Annotated in this window: 10 protein-coding genes and 1 pseudogene; 5 read left to right on the forward strand and 6 right to left on the reverse strand. The window is 61.6% G+C overall.

Annotation, left to right across the window (positions count from 1 at the left end; all coding sequences use genetic code 11):
- A pseudogene (locus tag AC2FNN_RS10465) lies at positions 1–138 on the reverse strand (MFS transporter); the annotation flags it as partial.
- 128 nt (positions 139–266) lie between these two features.
- On the opposite strand from AC2FNN_RS10465, the gene AC2FNN_RS10470 reads away from it, so the two are divergent.
- The 3 genes from AC2FNN_RS10470 (at position 267) to yaaA (ending at position 3,474) form a co-directional block, all read left to right on the forward strand.
- A complete protein-coding gene (locus AC2FNN_RS10470; RefSeq protein ID WP_005980077.1) occupies positions 267–554 on the forward strand; it encodes a YggT family protein in 288 nt (95 codons plus the stop codon).
- A gap of 76 nt (positions 555–630) precedes the next feature.
- Positions 631–2,670 carry a DNA helicase RecQ gene (gene recQ / locus AC2FNN_RS10475; RefSeq protein WP_496758422.1) on the forward strand — a complete coding sequence of 680 codons (2,040 nt, stop codon included), beginning with the start codon at positions 631–633 and terminating at the stop codon, positions 2,668–2,670.
- A gap of 33 nt (positions 2,671–2,703) precedes the next feature.
- Positions 2,704–3,474, forward strand: coding sequence for a peroxide stress protein YaaA (gene yaaA, locus AC2FNN_RS10480; protein WP_496758423.1), 771 nt, complete (start codon positions 2,704–2,706; stop codon positions 3,472–3,474).
- 90 nt (positions 3,475–3,564) lie between these two features.
- Here the strand turns inward: yaaA and AC2FNN_RS10485 are convergent, their stop codons facing one another.
- Positions 3,565–5,823 carry a response regulator gene (locus AC2FNN_RS10485; protein WP_496758424.1) on the reverse strand — a complete coding sequence of 753 codons (2,259 nt, stop codon included), beginning with the start codon at positions 5,821–5,823 and terminating at the stop codon, positions 3,565–3,567.
- A 116-nt stretch (positions 5,824–5,939) separates the two neighbouring features.
- Between AC2FNN_RS10485 and AC2FNN_RS10490 the strand changes: the two genes are divergently transcribed.
- On the forward strand, positions 5,940–11,366 hold the full coding sequence (locus tag AC2FNN_RS10490) for an alpha-2-macroglobulin family protein (RefSeq protein WP_496758426.1): 5,427 nt from the start codon (positions 5,940–5,942) through the stop codon (positions 11,364–11,366).
- Positions 11,367–11,402: 36 nt separating this feature from the next.
- Positions 11,403–13,439 (forward strand): penicillin-binding protein 1C, encoded by a 2,037-nt coding sequence (gene pbpC, locus AC2FNN_RS10495; RefSeq protein WP_496758427.1) that lies wholly within the window; start codon positions 11,403–11,405, stop codon positions 13,437–13,439.
- Here the strand turns inward: pbpC and AC2FNN_RS10500 are convergent.
- Genes AC2FNN_RS10500 through AC2FNN_RS10515 form a run of 4 tightly spaced genes read right to left on the reverse strand, consistent with a single transcriptional unit; the run spans position 13,436 to position 20,113 of the window.
- Positions 13,436–15,478 carry a hypothetical protein gene (locus AC2FNN_RS10500; protein ID WP_496758429.1) on the reverse strand — a complete coding sequence of 681 codons (2,043 nt, stop codon included), beginning with the start codon at positions 15,476–15,478 and terminating at the stop codon, positions 13,436–13,438. The two genes, pbpC and AC2FNN_RS10500, sit on opposite strands and share 4 nt — an antisense overlap.
- Positions 15,475–18,237, reverse strand: a complete 2,763-nt coding sequence (locus AC2FNN_RS10505; RefSeq protein WP_496758431.1) for a DUF4159 domain-containing protein — start codon at positions 18,235–18,237, stop codon at positions 15,475–15,477. The genes AC2FNN_RS10500 and AC2FNN_RS10505 overlap by 4 nt, the downstream gene beginning before the upstream one ends.
- The gene (locus tag AC2FNN_RS10510; RefSeq protein WP_496758433.1) at positions 18,234–19,109 is read right to left on the reverse strand and encodes a DUF58 domain-containing protein; all 876 of its coding nucleotides are present in this window, start codon (positions 19,107–19,109) and stop codon (positions 18,234–18,236) included. Before AC2FNN_RS10510 ends, AC2FNN_RS10505 begins: the two co-directional genes overlap by 4 nt.
- On the reverse strand, positions 19,106–20,113 hold the full coding sequence (locus AC2FNN_RS10515) for an AAA family ATPase (protein WP_496758434.1): 1,008 nt from the start codon (positions 20,111–20,113) through the stop codon (positions 19,106–19,108). Before AC2FNN_RS10515 ends, AC2FNN_RS10510 begins: the two co-directional genes overlap by 4 nt.
- Between the last annotated feature and the right edge of the window lie 34 nt (positions 20,114–20,147).

Genomic DNA, 20,147 nt, shown 5'->3' on the forward strand with positions numbered 1-20,147 from the left:
AGTGGTGAAATACCCGGCGGCGACGCCAGCGAAGTAGGGGCCAAAGACAAAGGTGACCAGAAGGGTGTGATAGGGCTGGCTGGCCCAGTCAAAGAACCACCAGCCCCAGATGCGCCTGCGCTTGGATATTTCTGCCATCTCTGCCCCTGTTTATCGTTGCGATTATATGACTGGGCTTTAATTCAAATCGCAAGCGTTGAGTGCCAGACACTTGCTCTTTGTCGCTATGGTGCTTAGGTCTCGGCCAACAAGAATACGGAGAACCCATGCTGTCGCTGATCCAAATCCTGCTGCTGATCCTGGACATTGTCTGGTTCATCATCCTGGCCCATGTGATCATGAGCTGGCTGATCAACTTTCAGGTGCTCAACCTGCACCAACAGCTGGTCGCGCAAATCTGGTACGGGCTGAACCGCCTGTTAGAGCCTATTTATGGCCCGATCCGGCGTATCCTGCCCAATATGGGCGGTCTGGACCTGACGCCGCTGGTGGTGCTGATCGGGGTCTATGCGCTGCGGATCATCCTGATCAACAACGCGGTCTATTTCTACTGACCTCTTGTTCCCCGATTCCGACTGTGTGATTGTCCTTTCAAGAGCAGTCAAATCTTGAAACAGGGCACCCCCGCACATGTTCGACGCCGCGCCTCTGCTGCGAGATGTCTTTGGATTCGATGAATTCCGCCCCGGGCAGGAAGAGATCGTCGATGCCGTAACCGCCGACCAGAACGTGCTGGCCATCATGCCCACGGGCGGCGGCAAATCCCTGTGCTATCAACTGCCTGCATTGCTGCGCGACGGGGTCACCGTGGTGATCTCGCCGCTGATCGCCCTGATGCGCGATCAGGTGCGGGGGCTGCAAGAAGCCGGGGTCGAGGCTGGTGCGCTGACCTCGGGCAACACCACCGAGGAAACCGACGCCGTGTGGGAGGCGCTCGAAGCCGGGCGGCTGAAACTGCTGTATATGGCGCCCGAACGGCTGGCGGCGGGCTCGGCGCTGGGCATGCTGCGGCGGATCAATGTCAGCCTGATCGCAGTGGACGAGGCCCATTGCGTCAGCCAGTGGGGCCATGATTTCCGCCCCGACTATCTGCGGATTGGAGAGCTGCGGCGCGCCCTGAATGTGCCCCTGGCCGCCTTCACCGCCACGGCAGATGCGGAAACCCAGGACGAAATCGTCGAGAAACTGTTCGACGGCACACCCCCGCGCAAGTTTCTGCGCGGGTTCGACCGGCCGAACATCCATCTTGCCTTTGCCGCCAAGGACAGCCCGCGCAGGCAGATTCTGGATTTCGCCGACGCCCGCCGAGGCCAGTCGGGCATCATCTATTGCGGCACCCGCAACAAGACCGAAGTGCTGGCGCAGGCGCTTCGCGAACAGGGCCACAGCGCCTGCCACTATCACGGCGGGATGGAAGCCGAAGACCGCCGCATCGTCGAAACCCGTTTCGCGCGCGAGGACGGGCTGATCGTGGTGGCCACCGTGGCCTTTGGCATGGGCATCGACAAGCCCGACATCCGCTGGGTCGCGCATGCGGACCTGCCGAAATCCATCGAAGCCTATTATCAGGAAATCGGCCGCGCCGGCCGCGACGGCGGGCCAGCCGAAACTCTGACCCTGTTCGGCCCGGACGATATCCGCCTGCGCCGCTCGCAGATTGACGAGGGGCTGGCACCACCCGAGCGCCGCATGGCGGATCATGCGCGGCTGAACGCGCTGCTGGGGTTGGCTGAGGCACTGGAATGCCGCCGCCAGACCCTGCTGGTCTATTTCGGGGAACAGGCTGCACCCTGCGGCAAATGCGACCTGTGCGATACACCGCCCGAGGTATTTGATGGCACAACACCCGTCCGAATGGCCTTGTCCGCGATTCTTCGCACCGAGGAATGGTTTGGCAGCGGTCATTTGATCGACATCCTTCTGGGGAATGAGACCGACAAGATCCGCGCGCGCGGTCATGATGGTTTGTCCACCTGGGGCATCGGCAAGGACTGGTCGCGCGCGCAATGGCAGGCGATATTCCGCCAGATGATGGGGCACGATCTGGTGCGCCCCGACCCCGAACGCCACGGGGCCTTGCGCATGACCGAGGCCGCCAAACCTATTCTCAAGGGCGAGGCAAAGATCAACCTGCGCAAGGACGCCCTGCGCAAGGCAACCCGTCGCCCCGCCGTGAAAGCCATGGTGTCGGATGAAGATGCGCCCTTGCTGTCGGCTCTCAAAGCCAAAAGACGCGCATTGGCAGAATCCGCCCGGGTCCCGGCCTATGTCATTTTCCCGGATCGCACCCTGATTGAAATGGCAGAAAAACGCCCCATGACGCTGGACAATATGGCCCGGATCGGCGGCGTCGGCGCCAAGAAGCTGGAACGGTATGGCGACACCTTCCTTGAAGTGATCGCGGGCGAAGCCCAGGTGTTGCACCCGGCGCGCCGCAAGCTGGCCGGTCGCGATCAGGGCGACATCTATGACCGCTTGCTGGAAGTGCAGTCCCAATTGTCCCGCGGTCCCGACGGTATAGACAAGCCCCTGACCTGCTCGGCCTCGCAACTGGCAAAGGTGGCACAGATGCGCCCGGATGACCTGCGCGGGCTTGAACAGGTGCTGGGCGACCGACGTCACGAAAGGTTTGGCACCGCCTTTCTGGACGTGCTGCGTGAGGCGGGCTAGATACGCCGGGACAGGCAAGGAAAGAGGGCAGATATGCTGGTAGTGATTTCCCCGGCCAAACGGCTGGACTGGACAGAGCGGGACGTTGAAGTCACACAGCCCGATTTTCAGGATGATGCGATCAGACTGTCCAAAACCGCGCGCAACCTGACCCTTGGCGATCTGAAAAAGCTGATGGGTCTGAGCGATGATCTGGCGCGCCTGAACCGCGATCGCTATCGTGCTTTTTCCGGTATGCCAGACGATGATGCAACGCGCCCGGCCGCGCTGGCCTTTGCGGGGGACACCTATCAGGGTCTGGAGGCAGCTTCGCTCGATTCTGACGAACTGGCATGGGCACAGGATCATCTGCGCATCCTCTCAGGTCTCTATGGTGTCTTGCGGCCACTCGATGCGATACAGCCCTACAGGCTGGAGATGGGCAGCAAGCTGAAAACACGGCGCGGCAAGACCCTGTATGAGTATTGGCGCGACCAGCTGAGCAAAGCTCTGAACGCACAAGGCAACGTGATCGGCAGCGACGTTCTGATCAACTGCGCCAGTCAGGAGTATTTCGGCGCCGTGGATCCGAACGCTCTGAAATTGCGCGTCATCTCGCCGGTGTTCATGGAAGACAGGAACGGCACTCCGAAGATCGTGAGTTTCTTTGCCAAAAAAGCGCGTGGTGCAATGGCGCGATATGTCATTCAGCACCGGCTGACCGACCCCGATGCCCTGCTGGATTTCGATACGGGCGGTTACGCGTATCGTGCTGACCTGTCGGAAAAGGATAAACCTGTCTTTGTTCGACCTTATTCGGCCTGAGATCCTGACAGCCTGATCGATATTTCCTTCCACGGTTCTGGGCCGTGGGTCCGGGCGAGGGGCCAGCCCCTCGCGCTCCCCGGGATATTTTCAGCCAGATGAAGTGGGATCCTGATTGCGGTCACACATGGGTGCTTGTTCCTGGGCGAGGTGATTGTCAATGACTTCGCTTACGCCATCCGGTTGGTGTTGCAGGATCATTTGATGAATATGATTTTTGCGCAGCGGTTTCGTCATGTAGTGATCCAACCCCGCGGACAGGATGCCCTGATCGTCACCGGCCATTGCATGAGCCGTCAAGGCGACGATCGGGACATGACGCCCTGTTTCGACCTCAAGCCTGCGGATTTCAGCGGTGGCCTGTTTGCCGTCCATTTTTGGCATCGATATGTCCATGAAGATCAAGTCCGGGTCAAATTCCTGAAAGATCTTGACGGCTTCTATTCCATTGGACGCAAATCGCAGGTCTATATGCAGGTCTTTGACCATCTTTTTCAGGATCAGCTGGTTGGTAAGATTGTCCTCGGCCGCAAGTACCTTCATGCGCCTTGTTTCCGGGACATTGGTTTCTTTGTTGTCAGAGGCGGATTTTCGCTGCGTTGAACGACGTTCTGGCGGCGGGGTGTCCTTGAGAGCCACGAGTCTGGAATACAACTCGGCCCTGGGGATCGGCTTCTGCAACACACCGTCGATCAGTTCGCGGGCTGGGTGCGTGTGGATCAAAGATGGATTTGCAGACATCACGATGACCGAGGCGTCGCCCCATCCACGGTCTTTGAGGGTAACGGCAAGATCCAAGCCATCCATATCCGGCAGAACATGATCGCACAGGACAAGTTCAATTGCGTCATGCATTTCAGCCAGCGCCTCGGCCCCTGACGCGCAAACCGTCACTTCGGCCCCTAAACGGCCAAGTTGTTTCGCCAGAATGGCCCGGTTTACGGCCAGATCCTCGACCACCATGACGTGTTTCACGCAATCCGCCAGTTTCGGAGGTTCGGGCTGCGGGCCTTCTGCCGTGGGCAGCGACACCCTGAACCCGAAACAGGATCCCCGACCCGGTTCGCTTTCGACCCAGACTGAACCGCCCATCATGGTGATCAGGCGCCTGGTGATCGCAAGACCCAATCCGGTACCTTCAAATTGGCGATTGCGTTCATCTTCGACCTGGTTGAACTCACCAAAAACGTGGTTGATCTTGTCCGCATCGATACCGATGCCGGTATCTTCGATTGCAACATGGATGTCGCATGTCTGAGCCTGGGTATGCGGAACGCCTGTCACACGGACCAGGACATGCCCTTCCGTGGTGAACTTGACTGCGTTGCCGACCAGATTGGTCAGAACCTGCCGTATTCGGCCGGGATCGCCCACAAAAAGGGTGGGCAGGAACAGGTCGTAATCCACAAGCAACGTGAGCCCCTTGTCGCGCACGCTTGGCTGCAACAGCATCGCGACTTCAAGAATGCAGCGCTCCAGATCAAAGGGTTCAGGGTGCAGAACCAGTTTGTCCGCCTCGATCTTGGAGTAATCAAGCACGTCGTTGATGATAACCAACAATGCCTCACCCGAATTGCGGATCGTGTTGACATAGAGCCGCTGTTCTTCGTCCAGCGGAGATTCATCAAGCAGTTCGGCCATACCCACGATACCATTCATCGGCGTGCGTATTTCGTGACTCATATTGGCGAGAAAGGCTGATTTGGCCCTGTTGGCCGCTTCCGCCCGTTCGCGGGCAGCCTTCAGTTCTGTTTCGTGCCGGACCGACGCGGTGATGTTGAGCGCCAGGCTGACCACGTCACCGCCGCTGCCACGTTGATCTATCAGGCGGATGTAATGGCCGTTCCACAATTGCATGACGATCGGGGGTGGATTGACCCGATTCCAGCGAGCCTGCATTCTGGCCTGCCATTCCTCGGCAGTTTCGTCACCGATATCGACAATTCCTTCGGTGGTCAGCAATTGCAGAATGCGCTGGTAGGAAATCCCTGGCGCGACCTCATCCAGCCCTTCAAATACGCTGAGATATGCAGCGTTTGCGCTGATGAGCCTGCTGTCGCCGTCAAAGAAAGCAAACCCGTCCTGAATGGTCTGGATCGAATGCCAAAGGCGGCGTTCGGCGATCTCGATCTTGGCATGAGCGACGGTGAGATCGGATTTGACCTTTTCGTTTTCGCCGCGAACAGTTTCAACTTCGGCCTGTGTTTCACCAATACGCCTGGTCAGCGCCATGGCGTGTTGGCCCATTTTGCGATTGGCAGCCGAAAGCTCGGCCTGTTTCAAGGCAAGCATTCGTTCGGCCGCCAGACGCGCACGCCGTTCCTGTGCCAGTTTGTTTGCAAGACTCATATTGATCGATTCCGGAACGTTCGGATTTCAGCATCGCGACAGAGAGTGAAAAACTGTTTAAGCCGTTGCGCTACAGGCGCGCGCCATGCAAGGTTGAGCCCAAAGAGGAGAGCACGATGCACCGCTTTGTTTTTATTTCAATAACTTACGTAATTTGCCTTCTGATCCTTCCCGCTGCCGTTCTGGCGCAGAGTGCGGTGCCCGAGTTCCGCTATGTCACCTCTCGGGATACGGACTTTTACGGGTCGGATCTGGATGCGTTGTTCGACACCGATCTGAAGTCCTGTATTCAGGCCTGCTCGGCCAACGGACAATGTACGGCGTTCACCTATAACACCCAGTCCGATGCCTGCTTTCCCAAAAGTGGCGTGAACCGACAAGAGGCGTATCAAGGCGCATTGTCCGCGCAAAAGGTGCCAAGCAGCGAACAGACCCTAACCTTGGGAAAAACGCGCGCACAAGCACTGAGCGTCCTGAGTTCTGACGATCTGGGGCACGCAAGAAAACAAGCCCGCGATCTGGGATTCCTGCACCCGGCAGGGGGGTATGACCTTCAGGCCGTTCTGGATGCGGCGCGCGACGCAGGCAGTGTCGCACAAACTATGCAGTGGACCGGTGTCGCCGTATCGCTCAGCGACCGCGCGGATCTTTGGGTGGAATATGCGCGCCTGTTGCTGGCCATGAACCCTTCGGGTTGGAACGAGCGGCGCGACCTGCGCGGCCGCGCACTGAATGCGGCGATCAATGGCTATCTGCGCGCCGATGCTCCCGGCACCCAGATCGCTGCCCTGATGACCCTTGCGGAAGCCCTGGAAGAGGTTGAGCGCGGGCGCGACATGATTCCTGTTCTTCGGCTGGCCGAGCAGGTGCAACCGCGCGAAGACGTGCTGACCGCATTGGACAAAGCCATCGGCAAATACGGTTTCCGCGTGGTCGACAGCTCGGTCGAAAGCGATGCGGCAGCCCCCAGGATCTGTATCGAATTCTCGGAATCGCTGGTCAAAGCCGGGGTAGACTATGACCCCTTCGTTCAACGTGACGCTGACGGGCTGGTCGTGCAGGCCGAAGGCAGGCAGCTTTGCGTCGATGGAGTTGCGCATGGCCAGCGCTATCGCCTGACATTGCGCGAAGGCTTGCCTGCCGCCTCGGGCGAAGCACTGAACCGCAGCATCGAACTGACCCATTATGTACGCGACCGGACGCCTTCGGTTCGGTTTCCCGGGCGCAGCTATGTCCTTCCGAAATCTGCCGACGCGGCCTTGCCCGTCGAAACGGTCAATGTCACCGAACTTGACCTGACCCTGCGGCGGGTCAGCGACCGGAACCTGTTGCGTGCCGTGCAACAGGATTTTTTCAGCCGCCCGCTCAGCGAATGGCAGGAGGAAGAGTTCTCGGACCAGATTGCCCAGGACATCTGGATGGGTACTGCCGAGGTTTCAAACCAGTTGAACCAGACCATGACGGCACGTCTTCCCATGGCCGAAGCGATCTCGGATCAACCTGCCGGTATCTATGCACTGACCGCCCGCGTTCCGGGGGCCGATCCCTATGACGATCCTGGCGCAACGCAATGGTTTGTTCTTTCTGATCTGGGGATCAGCACCGCCCTGGGCACTGACGGGCTGCACGTGACCGTGCGCGGGCTAAGCGACGCCGCACCGCGCAAAGGTGTCAAAGTTTCGCTGGTCTCAGGGGCGAACGCCGTCATCGCATCGGCACAGACCGATGAAACCGGCTATGTAAGGTTCGATCCGGGCCTGACACGCGGCAAAGGCGCCAGTGCGCCTGCTCTGGTGACGGCAGCAATCGATGATAGCGATTTCAGCTTTCTCTCGCTGACCGATCCTGCCTTTGACCTGTCGGATCGCGGCGTTGAAGGGCGCGCGCCGGCGGGGCCGGTCGATGTCTTTCTGACCACCGACCGAGGTGCTTACAGGGCCGGCGAAGTGATCCATGTCACCGCCCTGTCCCGCGATGGCAAGGCGCAGGCCATCGAGGGCCTGCCTCTGACTGCGATCCTGTATCGCCCGGACGGGGTGGAATACCGCCGGTCTGTCTCGGATGGCGGTGTTGCCGGGGGCCATGTCTTTGCCCTGTCCGTGGCCGCAGACGTACCGCGTGGCGCATGGAAGATTGAAATCAAATCCGACCCAAAAGGCGATGCGTTGGCGCGTCAGACCGTTCTTGTCGAGGATTTCCTGCCCGAACGTATCGATTTCGAACTGACCCTGCCCGACGCACCCTTGCGCCCCGGCGACAGTCCACCGCTCTCGATCGACGCGCGCTATCTGTTTGGAGCGCCGGGGTCAGACCTGAGCATTGACGGGCAGGTCATCGCCCGCCCGGCGGACACGGTCCCGGGCTATGACGGGTATCGCTTTGGCCGCTATGATGCAGAAACCTCGATCAAGAGCACCTATTTCGGAGACATGCGCACAGACGCGACGGGGCACGCGACCGTGGCGGTCAAAGTCCCCGTGTTAGAGACTGAAGGAAAGCCAATCGAGGTCGAACTCATCGCCCGGCTGGCCGATGGCTCGGGCCGCCCGGTCGAGCGTCGCCTGACCGCGCCTGTCCTGCCGCCGCACCCTGTTATTGGTGTCAAACCCCTGTTCGACGAAGTCATCCCGGAAAGCACCGAGGCGGCGTTCGAGATCGTTGGCCTCTCGCCTGAGCTGACGCTCATTCCGATGCGTCTCCGCTGGACGCTGAACAAGATAGAAACGCGCTATCAATGGTACCAGCTTCACGGTGACTGGAACTGGGAACCGACAACGCGCCGCAGCCGTGTCGCCACTGGCGAGGTGGACGTCTCCTCTGACCCTCTGACGTTGACCCAGCCTGTGGAATGGGGGCGCTATGAACTGGTGGTGCAACGAGTTGACGGAACATTTACCGAAACCGCCATCGATTTCTATGCGGGCTGGTATCAGGCCGCCGATGCATCGACCACGCCGGACCGGCTTGAAATGTCGTTGGATCGCGACAGCTATCGCATCGGGGATACGGCGCAGTTGCGCATCGTGCCACGCATGGCCGGTGTCGCTCAGATCGAAGTCCTTTCGAACCGTCTGATCCACCGCCAGATCGTGGAGGTGCCCGAAGGGGAAGCTTTGATCCCGATTGAGGTGACCCAGGATTGGGGCGCCGGGGCATATGTCACCGCAACCGTGATCCGCCCAATGGATGTTGCAGCCGGGCGGAACCCCGCGCGGGCGATGGGCGTGGCCCATGCCAGTATCGATCCAGGGGACCGTAGACTTTCCGTGACTGTCGATGTGCCCGAGGCCACCGCACCCCGTCAGACGCAAAAAGCCCGCATCAGGGTCAAAAACACCGTGGACAATGAACCGGTCTGGCTGACGCTGGCCGCCGTCGATGTGGGCATCCTGAACCTCACCGGGTTCAACAGCCCGGACCCACAAGGATACTATTTCGGGCAGCGCCGCCTGGGTGTTGATCTGCGGGATGTCTACGGGCGACTGATCGACGGCATGAACGGAGCCATGGGCACAGTGCGCTCGGGCGGCGACAATGACAGCGGGATGCGTCGCCAGTCTCCGCCGCCGACACAAGACCTGATGGCCGTGTTCAGTGGCCCGGTCGAGATCGGCGCGGATGGTGAGGTTGAGATCGACATTCCCCTTCCCGCCTTCAACGGAACCGTCCGGCTGATGGCCGTCGCGTGGTCGCGCAAAGCCGTCGGTCAGGCCGAAGCTGAAATGATCGTCCGCGACCCTGTGGTCGTCACCGCCAGCCTTCCGCGCTTCCTTGCCCCGGGCGATCAAAGCCGGATGCGTCTTGAAATCATCCATGCGGATGGCACACCCGGGGAAATGGCACTTGGCCTGACCGCCTCCAATGGTTTGGAACTGGGCGCGGCACCGGCCAGCTTTGTGCTGGAGGACGGTGGCAAGGCGGTTTTCGAGATCCCGATCACGGCCAGCGCCATCGGCGATCCTGAAATCAGCGTTTCGATCACCACACCTGATGGGCGTGACCTGTCGCAAACCCTGCGAATGCCGGTACGGGCCAATGATCCGGTGATTGCACAGACGCGGCGTTTTGCCTTGGGCGCAGGCGATAGCTTCCTGTTTTCGCAGGATGTGTTTGACGGGTTCCAGCCGGGTTCGGCCAAGGCCATCCTGTCCGCCGGAGCGTTTGCCAAATTCGACACGCCCGGACTGCTGGATCAGCTGAACCGTTACCCCTATGGCTGCACCGAACAGATCACCAGCAAAGCGCTGCCGTTGCTGTACCTATCATCCGTTGCGCAAGCCACGGGGCTGGGGGATGGCCCGATTGTGGATCAACGCATCGCCGATTCGATCCGCAGTATCCTGACCCGTCAGGCCGCAAACGGCGCCTTTGGCCTGTGGCGCGCAGACAGCGGGGATTTCTGGCTGGACGCCTATGTGACCGATTTCCTGTCCCGTGCCCGCATTCAGGGGCATCCCGTGCCGGACCGGGCGTTCGCTCAGGCGATGGACAATCTTCGGAACAGGGTCAATTACGCGCCTGATTTCGACGAAGGCGGTCAGGACATCGCCTATGCCCTGATGGTTCTTGCGCGGGAAGGCGCGGCCTCGATGGGCGATCTGCGCTATTACGCGGATGTCAAAGGGGATGCCTTCGACACCCCTCTGGCAGCGGCGCAACTGGGTGCTGCTCTGGCCTCTTACGGCGACCAGACCCGAGCGGATGCGATGTTCAACCGCGCCGCGCGGATGCTGGATCGGCAACAGAACCAGCAACAGAACGTCTGGCGCGCTGACTACGGCACCCGCCTGCGGGATGCGGCCGGTCTGTTGACCCTTGCCGTAGACGCGGGCAGCGAGGCGATCGACCGCGATGCTTTGATCCAACGGCTGAGCACAGCTCGCACGCCGCTGTCCACTCAGGAGGCCACGTGGTCATTGCTGGCGGCGCACGCGCTTGTGTCTGACCCAAGGGGATCGGGCTTGATGGTGAACGGGGCGCCGGTTTCCGGTCCGTTTGTGAAAGTTCTGCAATCCGGACAGGCGGATGAGATAAACATCACGGCCGCCGACGGTCAGGCGACGGATATCACCTTGACGGTCACAGGCATCCCGGAGGTTCCGCCCGAGGCGGGCGGCACCGGCTATGCAATCGAACGGCGGTATTACTCGATGGATGGCGATCTGATCGATTCAGACAGCTTTTCCGTGGGTGATCGGTTCGTCACCGTACTGCAAGTTACACCGTTCGAAAGCGGCGGTGCGCGGCTGATGGTGAACGATCCACTGGCCGCCGGGATCGAGATCGACAACCCGAGCCTGCTGCGCTCGGGCGATGTCCGATCGCTGGACTGGCTGGACCTGTCCGACGCCACCCATACCGAGTTCCGCTCGGACCGGTTCCTGGCCGCCGTTGATTTGTCTGGTCGTGAAACCGTGACGCTGGCCTACGTGGCGCGCGCCGTAACACCTGGTGTGTTCCATCATCCGGCGGCCTCGGTCGAGGACATGTACCGCCCACAGAACCGGGCGCGGACATCTACCGGACGGGTCGATATCCAGTGACCGGCCTTGCGCCATACCCTTGTTTGGGTGGCCGTCATGCCTAAGCGGACGAAGCTCTTGTTTGCGCTGGCCGGAGCACTCTACCTGACGGCACTGGCACGGGATGGCGTTGACCGCTGGGTCGATGCCACAACCCTGCCTTCCGTTCTGGCTGAAACTTCGGTCGAGATACGGGACCGGAATGGCGAGTTTCTGCGTGCGTTTCCAGTCGAGGATGGCATCTGGAGGCTGCGGCCCGGCGCAGTTGACCCGGATTTCATCACCATGCTGATCCGGTACGAGGATAAACGGTTCTGGACCCACGCCGGAGTGGACCCCATCGCGATGCTGCGTGCCGCAGGGCAAAGCCTGTGGAACGGGCGTAACGTGTCGGGTGGGTCCACCCTGACCATGCAGGTGGCGCGGTTGATCGAAGATGGCCCAACCGGGCGCTGGAGCGGGAAATTTCGCCAGATCAGAGTCGCATTGGCGTTGGAGCGGCGTCTGAGCAAACAGCAAATCCTGAACCTTTATCTGACCCATGCCCCCTATGGTGGCAATCTGGAAGGGCTCCGTGCCGGCGCCCGCGCGTGGTTTGGAAAGGACGCCACGCGGCTGACGCCCGCGCAAAGCGCCCTGTTGGTTGCGTTGCCGCAATCCCCCGAGGCCCGGCGCCCGGATCGCAAGCCAGAGGCTGCCCGGCAGGCCCGCGACCGGGTTCTGAACAGGCTGGTGCGTCACACCGTCCTGACCGATGCCCAAGCGCGTGCGGCCATGACCGAACCCCTTCCGGATCGGATGAATCCGTTTCCGCGCCTTGCACCCCATCTGACTGACCGCGTGAGGCGGCAAGCACCCGCAATCCAGGCCTTCGATCTGACACTGGATGCCGGATTGCAGGCCCGGCTGGAAACCTTGGTGGCCCAGGCCGCCAACCGCGTCGGACCGCGCGTTTCCGGGGCTCTGATCGTGGCCGATCATCGCAGCGGCGAGGTTCTGGCATCGGTTGGATCTGCCGGGTACCAAGATGCCCGTCAGGGGTTCGTGGACATGACCCGGGCCATACGATCGCCCGGATCGACCCTGAAACCTCTGGTCTACGGGCTGGCTTTCGATCAGGGGCTGGCCCATCCCGAGACCCTGATCAGCGATAGCCCCGTGATGTTTGGCCGATACGCACCGCGCAATTTCGACGGCGTTTTCCGTGGCGATGTCCGGGTTCGGGACGCCCTACAGTTGTCGCTGAACATCCCCGTAGTACGCCTGACGAATGAGTTGGGCCCCGCTCGGTTGATGACGGCATTGCGGTTGGCCGGGTCAGAGCCACGTCTGAATGGCGCAACACCCGGATTGGCGATTTCTTTGGGTGGCGTGGGGTTGAGCCTGCACGATCTGGTACAGGTTTACGCCACTCTGGCAGCTGGTGGCACAGGCCCGATCCTGCATCATGACGTTCTGGCAGACGCCCAGCGCACCCGGCGCGTTCTGTCGGAAACCTCGGCCTGGCAGGTTTCGGACATTCTGGCCGGGCTTGCGCCACCGGCAGGCGGTGCAACAGGGTCGCTGGCCTACAAGACCGGCACGTCTTATGGCCACCGCGATGCCTGGGCTATCGGCTTTGACGGGCAGCATGTCATAGGCGTCTGGCTGGGCCGCGCCGATGGAACGCCTGTTCCCGGTGCATTTGGGGGCGACGTTGCCGCGCCCCTGTTGGCCGAGGCTTTCAACCTGTTTAAACCCGAGCTCACGCCCCTGCGCCCACCGCCGCCTTCGACCTTGCTTGTGGGCGCGGCCCAATTGCCTCAGCCGTTGCAGCGATTTCGCCCCCGCACGACAGCTTTCAAGGATGATCCCTCGGCGCCGGACCTGCTGTTCCCGCCCGATAACGCCGTGTTAGAAACGTCAGGAGCACCTCTGACGGTCAAACTGCGTGGCGGCGTCGGGCCGTTTTCCGTACTGGCGGATGGCGTGCCGGTGCTGACCGGGCAGCGGCGACGAGAGTTCGAAATCCCCAATCCGGGGACCGGCTTCACCTCACTTGTCGTGGTGGATGCGCAAGGTCAATCCGACAGGGCGTCAATCAGGATCGATTAGCGCCGCCCCTCACGCAGCCAACCGCCCAACAGGAAACCACCTGCCAACAGCAAAACCAGCCAAGGTGGCAGCAGGCCCGCCTGGGTGACATCCCGTGTCTCGTAGGCATCGCGCGGGGTCAGACCGATCCAGCCCCGACCAGCCGCCGGGCGCCCGGCGCGCACGTTGCGGATCGACGGCAATCCATCTTCCACCCGGATCACGCCGCCCCGCATGCCGGCCAGAACCGGTTCAAGAACATCCCCCGTTGCGATGGTGCGTTCGAACTCCTTCGGCGCGGCGGGACCAAGCCCGATCACGGCCATGTGGCCACCTTCCTGCAAACGGTAAAGACCAATCTCGGGCCCATAGTATTGCGCTTCGAACCGCCCCGGAGAGACCTCCTGCAAGGTGATTTCCAGCGTTTCGCCGTTCGGGCGCGTCACAGTCACCGGACCCACATCATCCCCAAGCGTCTGTCGAATGATGCGCATGGATTGTCCGTTGGCTTCAGCCCACAGCGCCTCTTCCTCGAGTTCGGGTTCCTTCATCATCCAATGGGCCAGCCTGCGCAAAAGCTCCAGTTGCGGGCCGCCGCCTTCAAAGCCACGGCTCCACAGCCAGGCGTGGTCCGAGGCCAGCATCGCGACACGCCCTTCGCCCACTCGGTCCAGAACCAGCAGGGGGCGTTCGTCAATGCCCGTCATCAGAACCTCGCCCGAGCGATGGTTCACGTCGATCTGGCGCAACCAAGCTCCCCAATCTTCGGAAGCGCCAAGATTTGTTGTGACCGGATGGCGCTGACCCAAGTCGCTGACCTTCGGAACAAAGCGTTCCTCGAAGACACGCGCGGACGGTTGCGCTGGCAGGATCGGCGCCAGCGGCGACCGGAAAATGCTGTCAGCTCCGGCGAAATCGGGACCGGCCGCAATCAGAACCGCGCCGCCGTCATTGATATAACTGGTGACGTTGTCCAGATAGATTGCAGGCAGGATGCCGCGCCGCTTGTAGCGGTCAAAGATGATCAGATCGAAATCGTTGATCTTTTCCAGAAACAACTCGCGGGTCGGGAAGGCGATCAAAGACAATTCGTCCACCGGCACACCGTCTTGCTTCTCGGGCGGGCGCAGGATGGTGAAATGCACCAGATCGACCGAGCTGTCGGATTTCAGCAGGTTGCGCCATGTGCGCCCGCCCGGATGCGGTTCACCCGAGACCAGCAGAACGCGCAGGCGATCCCGAACGCCGTTCATCTGGATCAACGCGGTGTTGTTGCGGTCGGTTAACTCGCCTTCGGCCAGGGGCACGGAAAACTGGATCACGTTACGCCCGCCATGAGGCAGGGTGACAGGCAGTTCGACATCCCGGCCGATTGGAATACTCAGCTGCTGAGGCTCACCACCATCCACGGAAATCTCCAGCGACGCTGTCGCGGCACCCGCGGGGGCTGCTCCGCTGTCTTCGACACGCAGGGTCAAAGTGACCGATTCACCGATGATGGCAAAGGCAGGCGCATTTCGGACGATAAGCCGGCGATCCCAGTCGTCCGCACGCCCGGTTTGCAACAGATGCATCGGCGCCGGCAACTCCGGGGCCTGATCGGCATCGTGCACGATCCCGTCCGATACCACCAGAATGCCTGCGATGCGCGCACGCGGTTCTTCGGCCAGGGCCTCATTCAGGGCGGCCATGACCTGCGTGCCCTCATCCCCATCCCCGTCGCCGACCCGAATGCGGCGCAGTTCCGTATTGTCCCGCGCCTCGATCTCGGCGGCCAGATCTTCGGCAGCCTGCGCAGTTTGTTCGGCCCGGTCCGAAAGTGTCTGGCTGGCGCTTTCATCCTCGATCATCAAAACGATATCCGTCAGCGGCGCGCGGTCCTCGACTTGATAGACCGGACCGGACAGTGCCGCGATGACAACCAGGGCCGCCAACCCCCGCAGGGCCCAGCCCGACAAACCGCGCCACAAGGCCAGAGCTACTCCGACAGCAGCAATACCCCCCACAACAGCCAAAAGCGGCCACGGGACCAGCGGGTCGAAAATGACGGTTCCGGTCATTGTCCCAACCTGTCCAGAAGGGCGGGCACGTGGACCTGATCGGATTTGTAGTTCCCGGTCAGCACGTGCATCACCAGATTGACACCAAAACGATTGGCCAATTCGCGTTGCCGTTCCCCGGCATACCCACGACCGACAGGCAAAAGAGCCTGGCCGTTGCGATCCACGGCCCAGGCGCCGGCCCAGTCATTGCCGCCGATAACCACCGGTGTCACGTTGTCATTGAGGTTTCGGAATGGCATCCCTTCGATCTGTTCTGCATCCCCGGGCGCAGCTTCGACCCAAACTTCTGCGCCGGAATAGCGGCCCGGGAAATCCTGGAGCAAATAGAATGTCCTGGTCAGGACGTGATCGCGGGGAATCGGCTCTAATGCAGGGATATTCAGCGGTCCGGCCAGTTGCTGCAACTTGCGGCCATTCGGACTGGATGCGCCGAAACCTGCAATATCCGCGTCGCGCGTGTCAAACAGGATCATCCCACCCGAACGCAAATAGGCGTTCAGTTTGATATACGCCTCGGCCGAAGGTTGCGGCTGGTTCGGCGTAATGGGCCAGTAGAGAAGCGGAAAGAATGCCAGCTCGTCTCGTTCCAGATCAACGCCGATTGGGTCCGCCGGTTCGACAGAGGTGCGAAAGAACAGGGTTTGCGCCAAGCCCCGCAATCCGGCCTCGGCAATATCGTCTACCTGCGCCTCACCCGTCAGCACATGCGCCAGCACAAGCTCTTGCGTTGCGGCAAGGGCAAATTCGGTATCCTCCGGCGTCTGCGCCTGTACGTCCGGCACCAGCAGAAAAGCGGCCAGCACGGCAGCCGCCGTTCGCGCCAGTCCCAGCCTGCCCGACAAGGCCAGCGAGGCAATCACGTCAACCGTCAACAAGATCAGTGCGAGGCTGAGCAACAGGCCACCAAGTGGGGTTTCTGTGCTGACCTCCTGCCCTTTGATCGGCACATTGGCAGGCCAGGTCACCGGGCGCAGTTCGGTTTCCTCCGAGACCACGTTCAATGCCAGCTTCTGCTTTCCGCTTTCATAGAGACCCGGACGCAAATCTGGCCCGATCCGGCCCGAGATCAGCTGAACACCGTCGACACCGGCCAGGGTTCCGGCATCTGACAGGGCGCCAAACCCGTCCATGATCTGAACCGGCTCCCACGTGGTGCCTTGCAGTTGCGATTCTTGCCGCGACTTGGCTGCTGAAGCGACGGCCAAACGATCCAACATCTCGACGAACAGGCCCGACAGCGGCAGGCTGGACCATTCAGCATCCGCGGTGACGTGAAACAGCACCACCTGCCCCAATCCCAGCGCCTTGCGCGTCACCAAAGGCGTGCCGTCGGACAGCGAGGCAATCACGCGATCCGCCAAGTTAGGGTCTGGTTGGGCCATGACTTGGGTCGAAACAACCACGTCCTTTGGGATATCCAGGCCAAAAAACGGAGAGCTTTCGGGGAATGGAGCCAGCGTCTTGGCTTCGCCCCAGCTCATCGCACCGCCGACGGATCGCCCACCGCTGCGCAGCCGCGCCGGTAACAGGGTGTCTTCGGTGTCCCTGCCCAGATCGCTGGCCGCCATGCGCGGGCCGGCAAAACGCAGCAAAAGCCCGCCCTGTTCGACCCATTCAATCAAAGCGGCCTCTTCCGGCTCCGACATCTGCGCCACGTCCGACAGGACGATCACATCCGGGTTGGCGGGCAGAACCTCAAGCAGGCCGCCATCGACAAAATCCGCGGTCGGGACCAGGACTTGCGTCAGGTAATGCAGGGGTGACAACAGCTCCAGCCCTTCGCGGTTGCGGGTTCCGGCAATCAGCGCAACCTCGCGCCGGCGCAGACTGTCATCGGTCAAAGTCACGGCCCCTGCGGACCTTTGGCCCTGAATTTCAAACCGCGTGATCCGGGCGCGCAATTCCGACGGCAGCGCCAGATCGGCCTGCGCCGTGGTTTCGCCGGCTTCAAGGGTCAGCTCAACGGAATGCAGCACCCGGGCCGTGCCCGCCGGATCACGGCCTTGCGCCAGAACCGTCACACGGTCTTCCGGTCCAGGGCCCGCGCGCTGGACCGTCAATTGGATCAGCCCGTCCTGATAGGCCGCAGGCCGGATCGCAACGGGCCGGGAGGCCGCCTGATAGACCGTCACATCTCCGCGCGCCTGAAGGCTGGACACCAGTTCAGCGTGGTCTGCATAATCCAGCCTGTCACTGAACCAATGGGTATCAAACCCGCCGTCAACGGCGTTCAACGCGGCAATGGTCTGAGCAATCTGATCCGCATTCGGCTGCCAGGGGTTCGGGTTCAGCCCCGGCAAACGCCCGCGCCACGCTTCCGCAGCCTGAAATACCGGTGTTTCCGGCTCTGTCAGGCGCAAAATCGCGACCGTTCGGCCCGCACGCCCGGCTTCCGACAGTTGCGTGTCGATTTGGTCAAGTGTCGCCGGCCAGCGTGCGGCTCCGGCCCAACTGGCGTCCAGCACCAGCAGCAGCGGCCCGGTTCCGGTTTCATCTCGTGACGGGTTAAGAACCGGCCCTGCCAGCCCGATGATGATCGCAGCCGCCGCCAGCATCCGCAGCAGCAACAGCCACCATGGGGTGCGGTCGGATACGCTTTCGTCATCCTTCAGGCCCAACAGCAGCGTGACGGCCGGGAACACGCGGCGGATCGGTGCGGGCGGCACCGCGCGCAGGATCAACCACAGGATCGGCAGGGTCAAAAGACCCATCAACACCCATGGCGCGGTAAAGCCGATGCCCGCAAGAACCGTCATCGCGTGCCCCCATCCAAGGCCCGATAAAGCCATAACAGAGCCGCTTGTGCGCTGTCGCCCGTGTGGTGCAGGCCCAGTTGCCAGCCCGTCGCTCGGCACAGCTCCTTCAGCGCGTCCTTGCGGCGCGCAAGGCGTTCCAGATAACGTTCCCGCAGCTCAGCAGCCTTGAGCGTTTCGTGTCGGACGGACCCTCCGACGCTTTCGAAAATGGTGCGCCCGCGATAGGGAAACGACTCCTCACCCGGATCCAGCACTTGCAGAACCACACCACGCACGCCACGGTCGGCGGCTTTGGTCAGGGCAAGTTCAACCTCATCCATGGGGCCCAGAAAATCAGATATGAACACGGCGCGGGCATGAGGGATCATGGCGCGGTGTTCGGGCGGGGCGTAATCCGCTTGATCATCCTCGGACCAGGCCTGCGCCAGCCGGATGATCTGCGCATTGCCGCGCCGGGGCGGCAAGGTGGTGCCGGTCAGGCCAACGCGTTCACCGCCGCGCACCAGAAGGATGGATGTCGCCAGCCCCAACAGCCGGGCGCGATCCGCTTTGGTCGGCAGGGTCTTGTCGGACGCAAACCGCATCGAAGCCCCCTGATCGACCCAAAGCATAACCGATTGCGCGATCTGCCATTCCCGTTCACGTACAAACTGCTGATCCCCCCGCGCCGAGCGGCGGTGATCAATCATGCGACGGCTGTCGCCGACCTGCGCCGGACGGTATTGCCAGAAATCATCCCCCATCCCGGACTGCCGTCGACCGTGGTCGCCCAGCAGAACGGTTCCGGCCAAGTGCTCGGCCCGCGCCAAAAGGGGCGGCAGCCGCGATGCCTCGGCTTCGGATCTTTCGCGAAGGGTCAGCTCGGCATTCACGCCGCGGCCTCGGTCCGGATCAGCCCGACAGCGGTCGAGTCAATCAGCTCTGCAAGGCTGTCACCACGCGCCCGTGCCGCAAAGTTCAGTGCCATCCGGTGGCTGAGCACCGGGCGCGCCATATCCAGAACATCCTCGGCATTTGGCGCCAGGCGCCCCTGCAACATGGCCCGCGCCCGCACCGTCATCATCAGCGCCTGCGCAGCGCGTGGCCCGGGACCCCACGCGACAGTTTCGGCAACCCTTTCCGAGACACCCGCTTCTTCCGGGCGGAAGGCCCGCACCAGATCAAGGATCAGTTCAACGACGGATTCTCCGACCGGCATCCGGCGTAACAAGACCTGCGCGGCCAGCAAGTCTTCCTTGCTGAAAATCTGATGCGCTTCCTCTTCTTCAACCCCGGTCGTGGCAAGCAGAATATCCCGCTCGGTCTGACGGTCGGGGTATTCTACATCGATCTGCACAAGAAACCTGTCAAGCTGGGCTTCGGGCAGCGGATAGGTGCCTTCCTGCTCGATCGGGTTTTGCGTTGCCAGCACGTGGAACGGCGTACCCAATGAACGATCCTCGCCTGCCACGGTAACGGTGCGTTCCTGCATCGCCTGCAACAGTGCCGATTGTGTCCGCGGGCTGGCGCGGTTGATTTCATCCGCCATCAACAACTGACAGAAGATCGGGCCGGGAATGAACCGGAAATGCCGGCTGCCATCGTCGGCAGTGTCCAAAACCTCGGAACCAAGAATATCGGCGGGCATCAGGTCGGGTGTGAACTGAATGCGGCTGCCATGCAGGCCCATCACCGTCGACAACGTCTCGACCAGGCGTGTCTTGCCCAAACCCGGCAGACCGATCAACAGGGCATGGCCGCCGCACAATAGCGCGGTCAGCGTCAGGTCCACGACCCACTCCTGCCCGATGAAGCGGCGGGTGATCGAGGCCTTGGCCTCTTGCAGCTTGTTTTCCAGCGCTTCGATCTCGGCTACGAGGTCGGCAGGTTCGGTCATGACTTTCCCTTCCGTGGACTATTATGATTGAAGT

It is taken from the genome of Ruegeria sp. BHSA118 (genome assembly GCF_059613405.1).

What these genes read in the sequence shown, in the direction of transcription:
- AC2FNN_RS10470 (WP_005980077.1), top strand. Translation starts at nt 267, where the DNA reads ATGCTGTCGCTGATCCAAATCCTGCTGCTGATCCTGGACATTGTCTGG.
- recQ (WP_496758422.1), top strand. Translation starts at nt 631, where the DNA reads ATGTTCGACGCCGCGCCTCTGCTGCGAGATGTCTTTGGATTCGATGAA.
- yaaA (WP_496758423.1), top strand. Translation starts at nt 2,704, where the DNA reads ATGCTGGTAGTGATTTCCCCGGCCAAACGGCTGGACTGGACAGAGCGG.
- AC2FNN_RS10485 (WP_496758424.1), bottom strand. Translation starts at nt 5,823, where the DNA reads ATGAGTCTTGCAAACAAACTGGCACAGGAACGGCGTGCGCGTCTGGCG.
- AC2FNN_RS10490 (WP_496758426.1), top strand. Translation starts at nt 5,940, where the DNA reads ATGCACCGCTTTGTTTTTATTTCAATAACTTACGTAATTTGCCTTCTG.
- pbpC (WP_496758427.1), top strand. Translation starts at nt 11,403, where the DNA reads ATGCCTAAGCGGACGAAGCTCTTGTTTGCGCTGGCCGGAGCACTCTAC.
- AC2FNN_RS10500 (WP_496758429.1), bottom strand. Translation starts at nt 15,478, where the DNA reads ATGACCGGAACCGTCATTTTCGACCCGCTGGTCCCGTGGCCGCTTTTG.
- AC2FNN_RS10505 (WP_496758431.1), bottom strand. Translation starts at nt 18,237, where the DNA reads ATGACGGTTCTTGCGGGCATCGGCTTTACCGCGCCATGGGTGTTGATG.
- AC2FNN_RS10515 (WP_496758434.1), bottom strand. Translation starts at nt 20,113, where the DNA reads ATGACCGAACCTGCCGACCTCGTAGCCGAGATCGAAGCGCTGGAAAAC.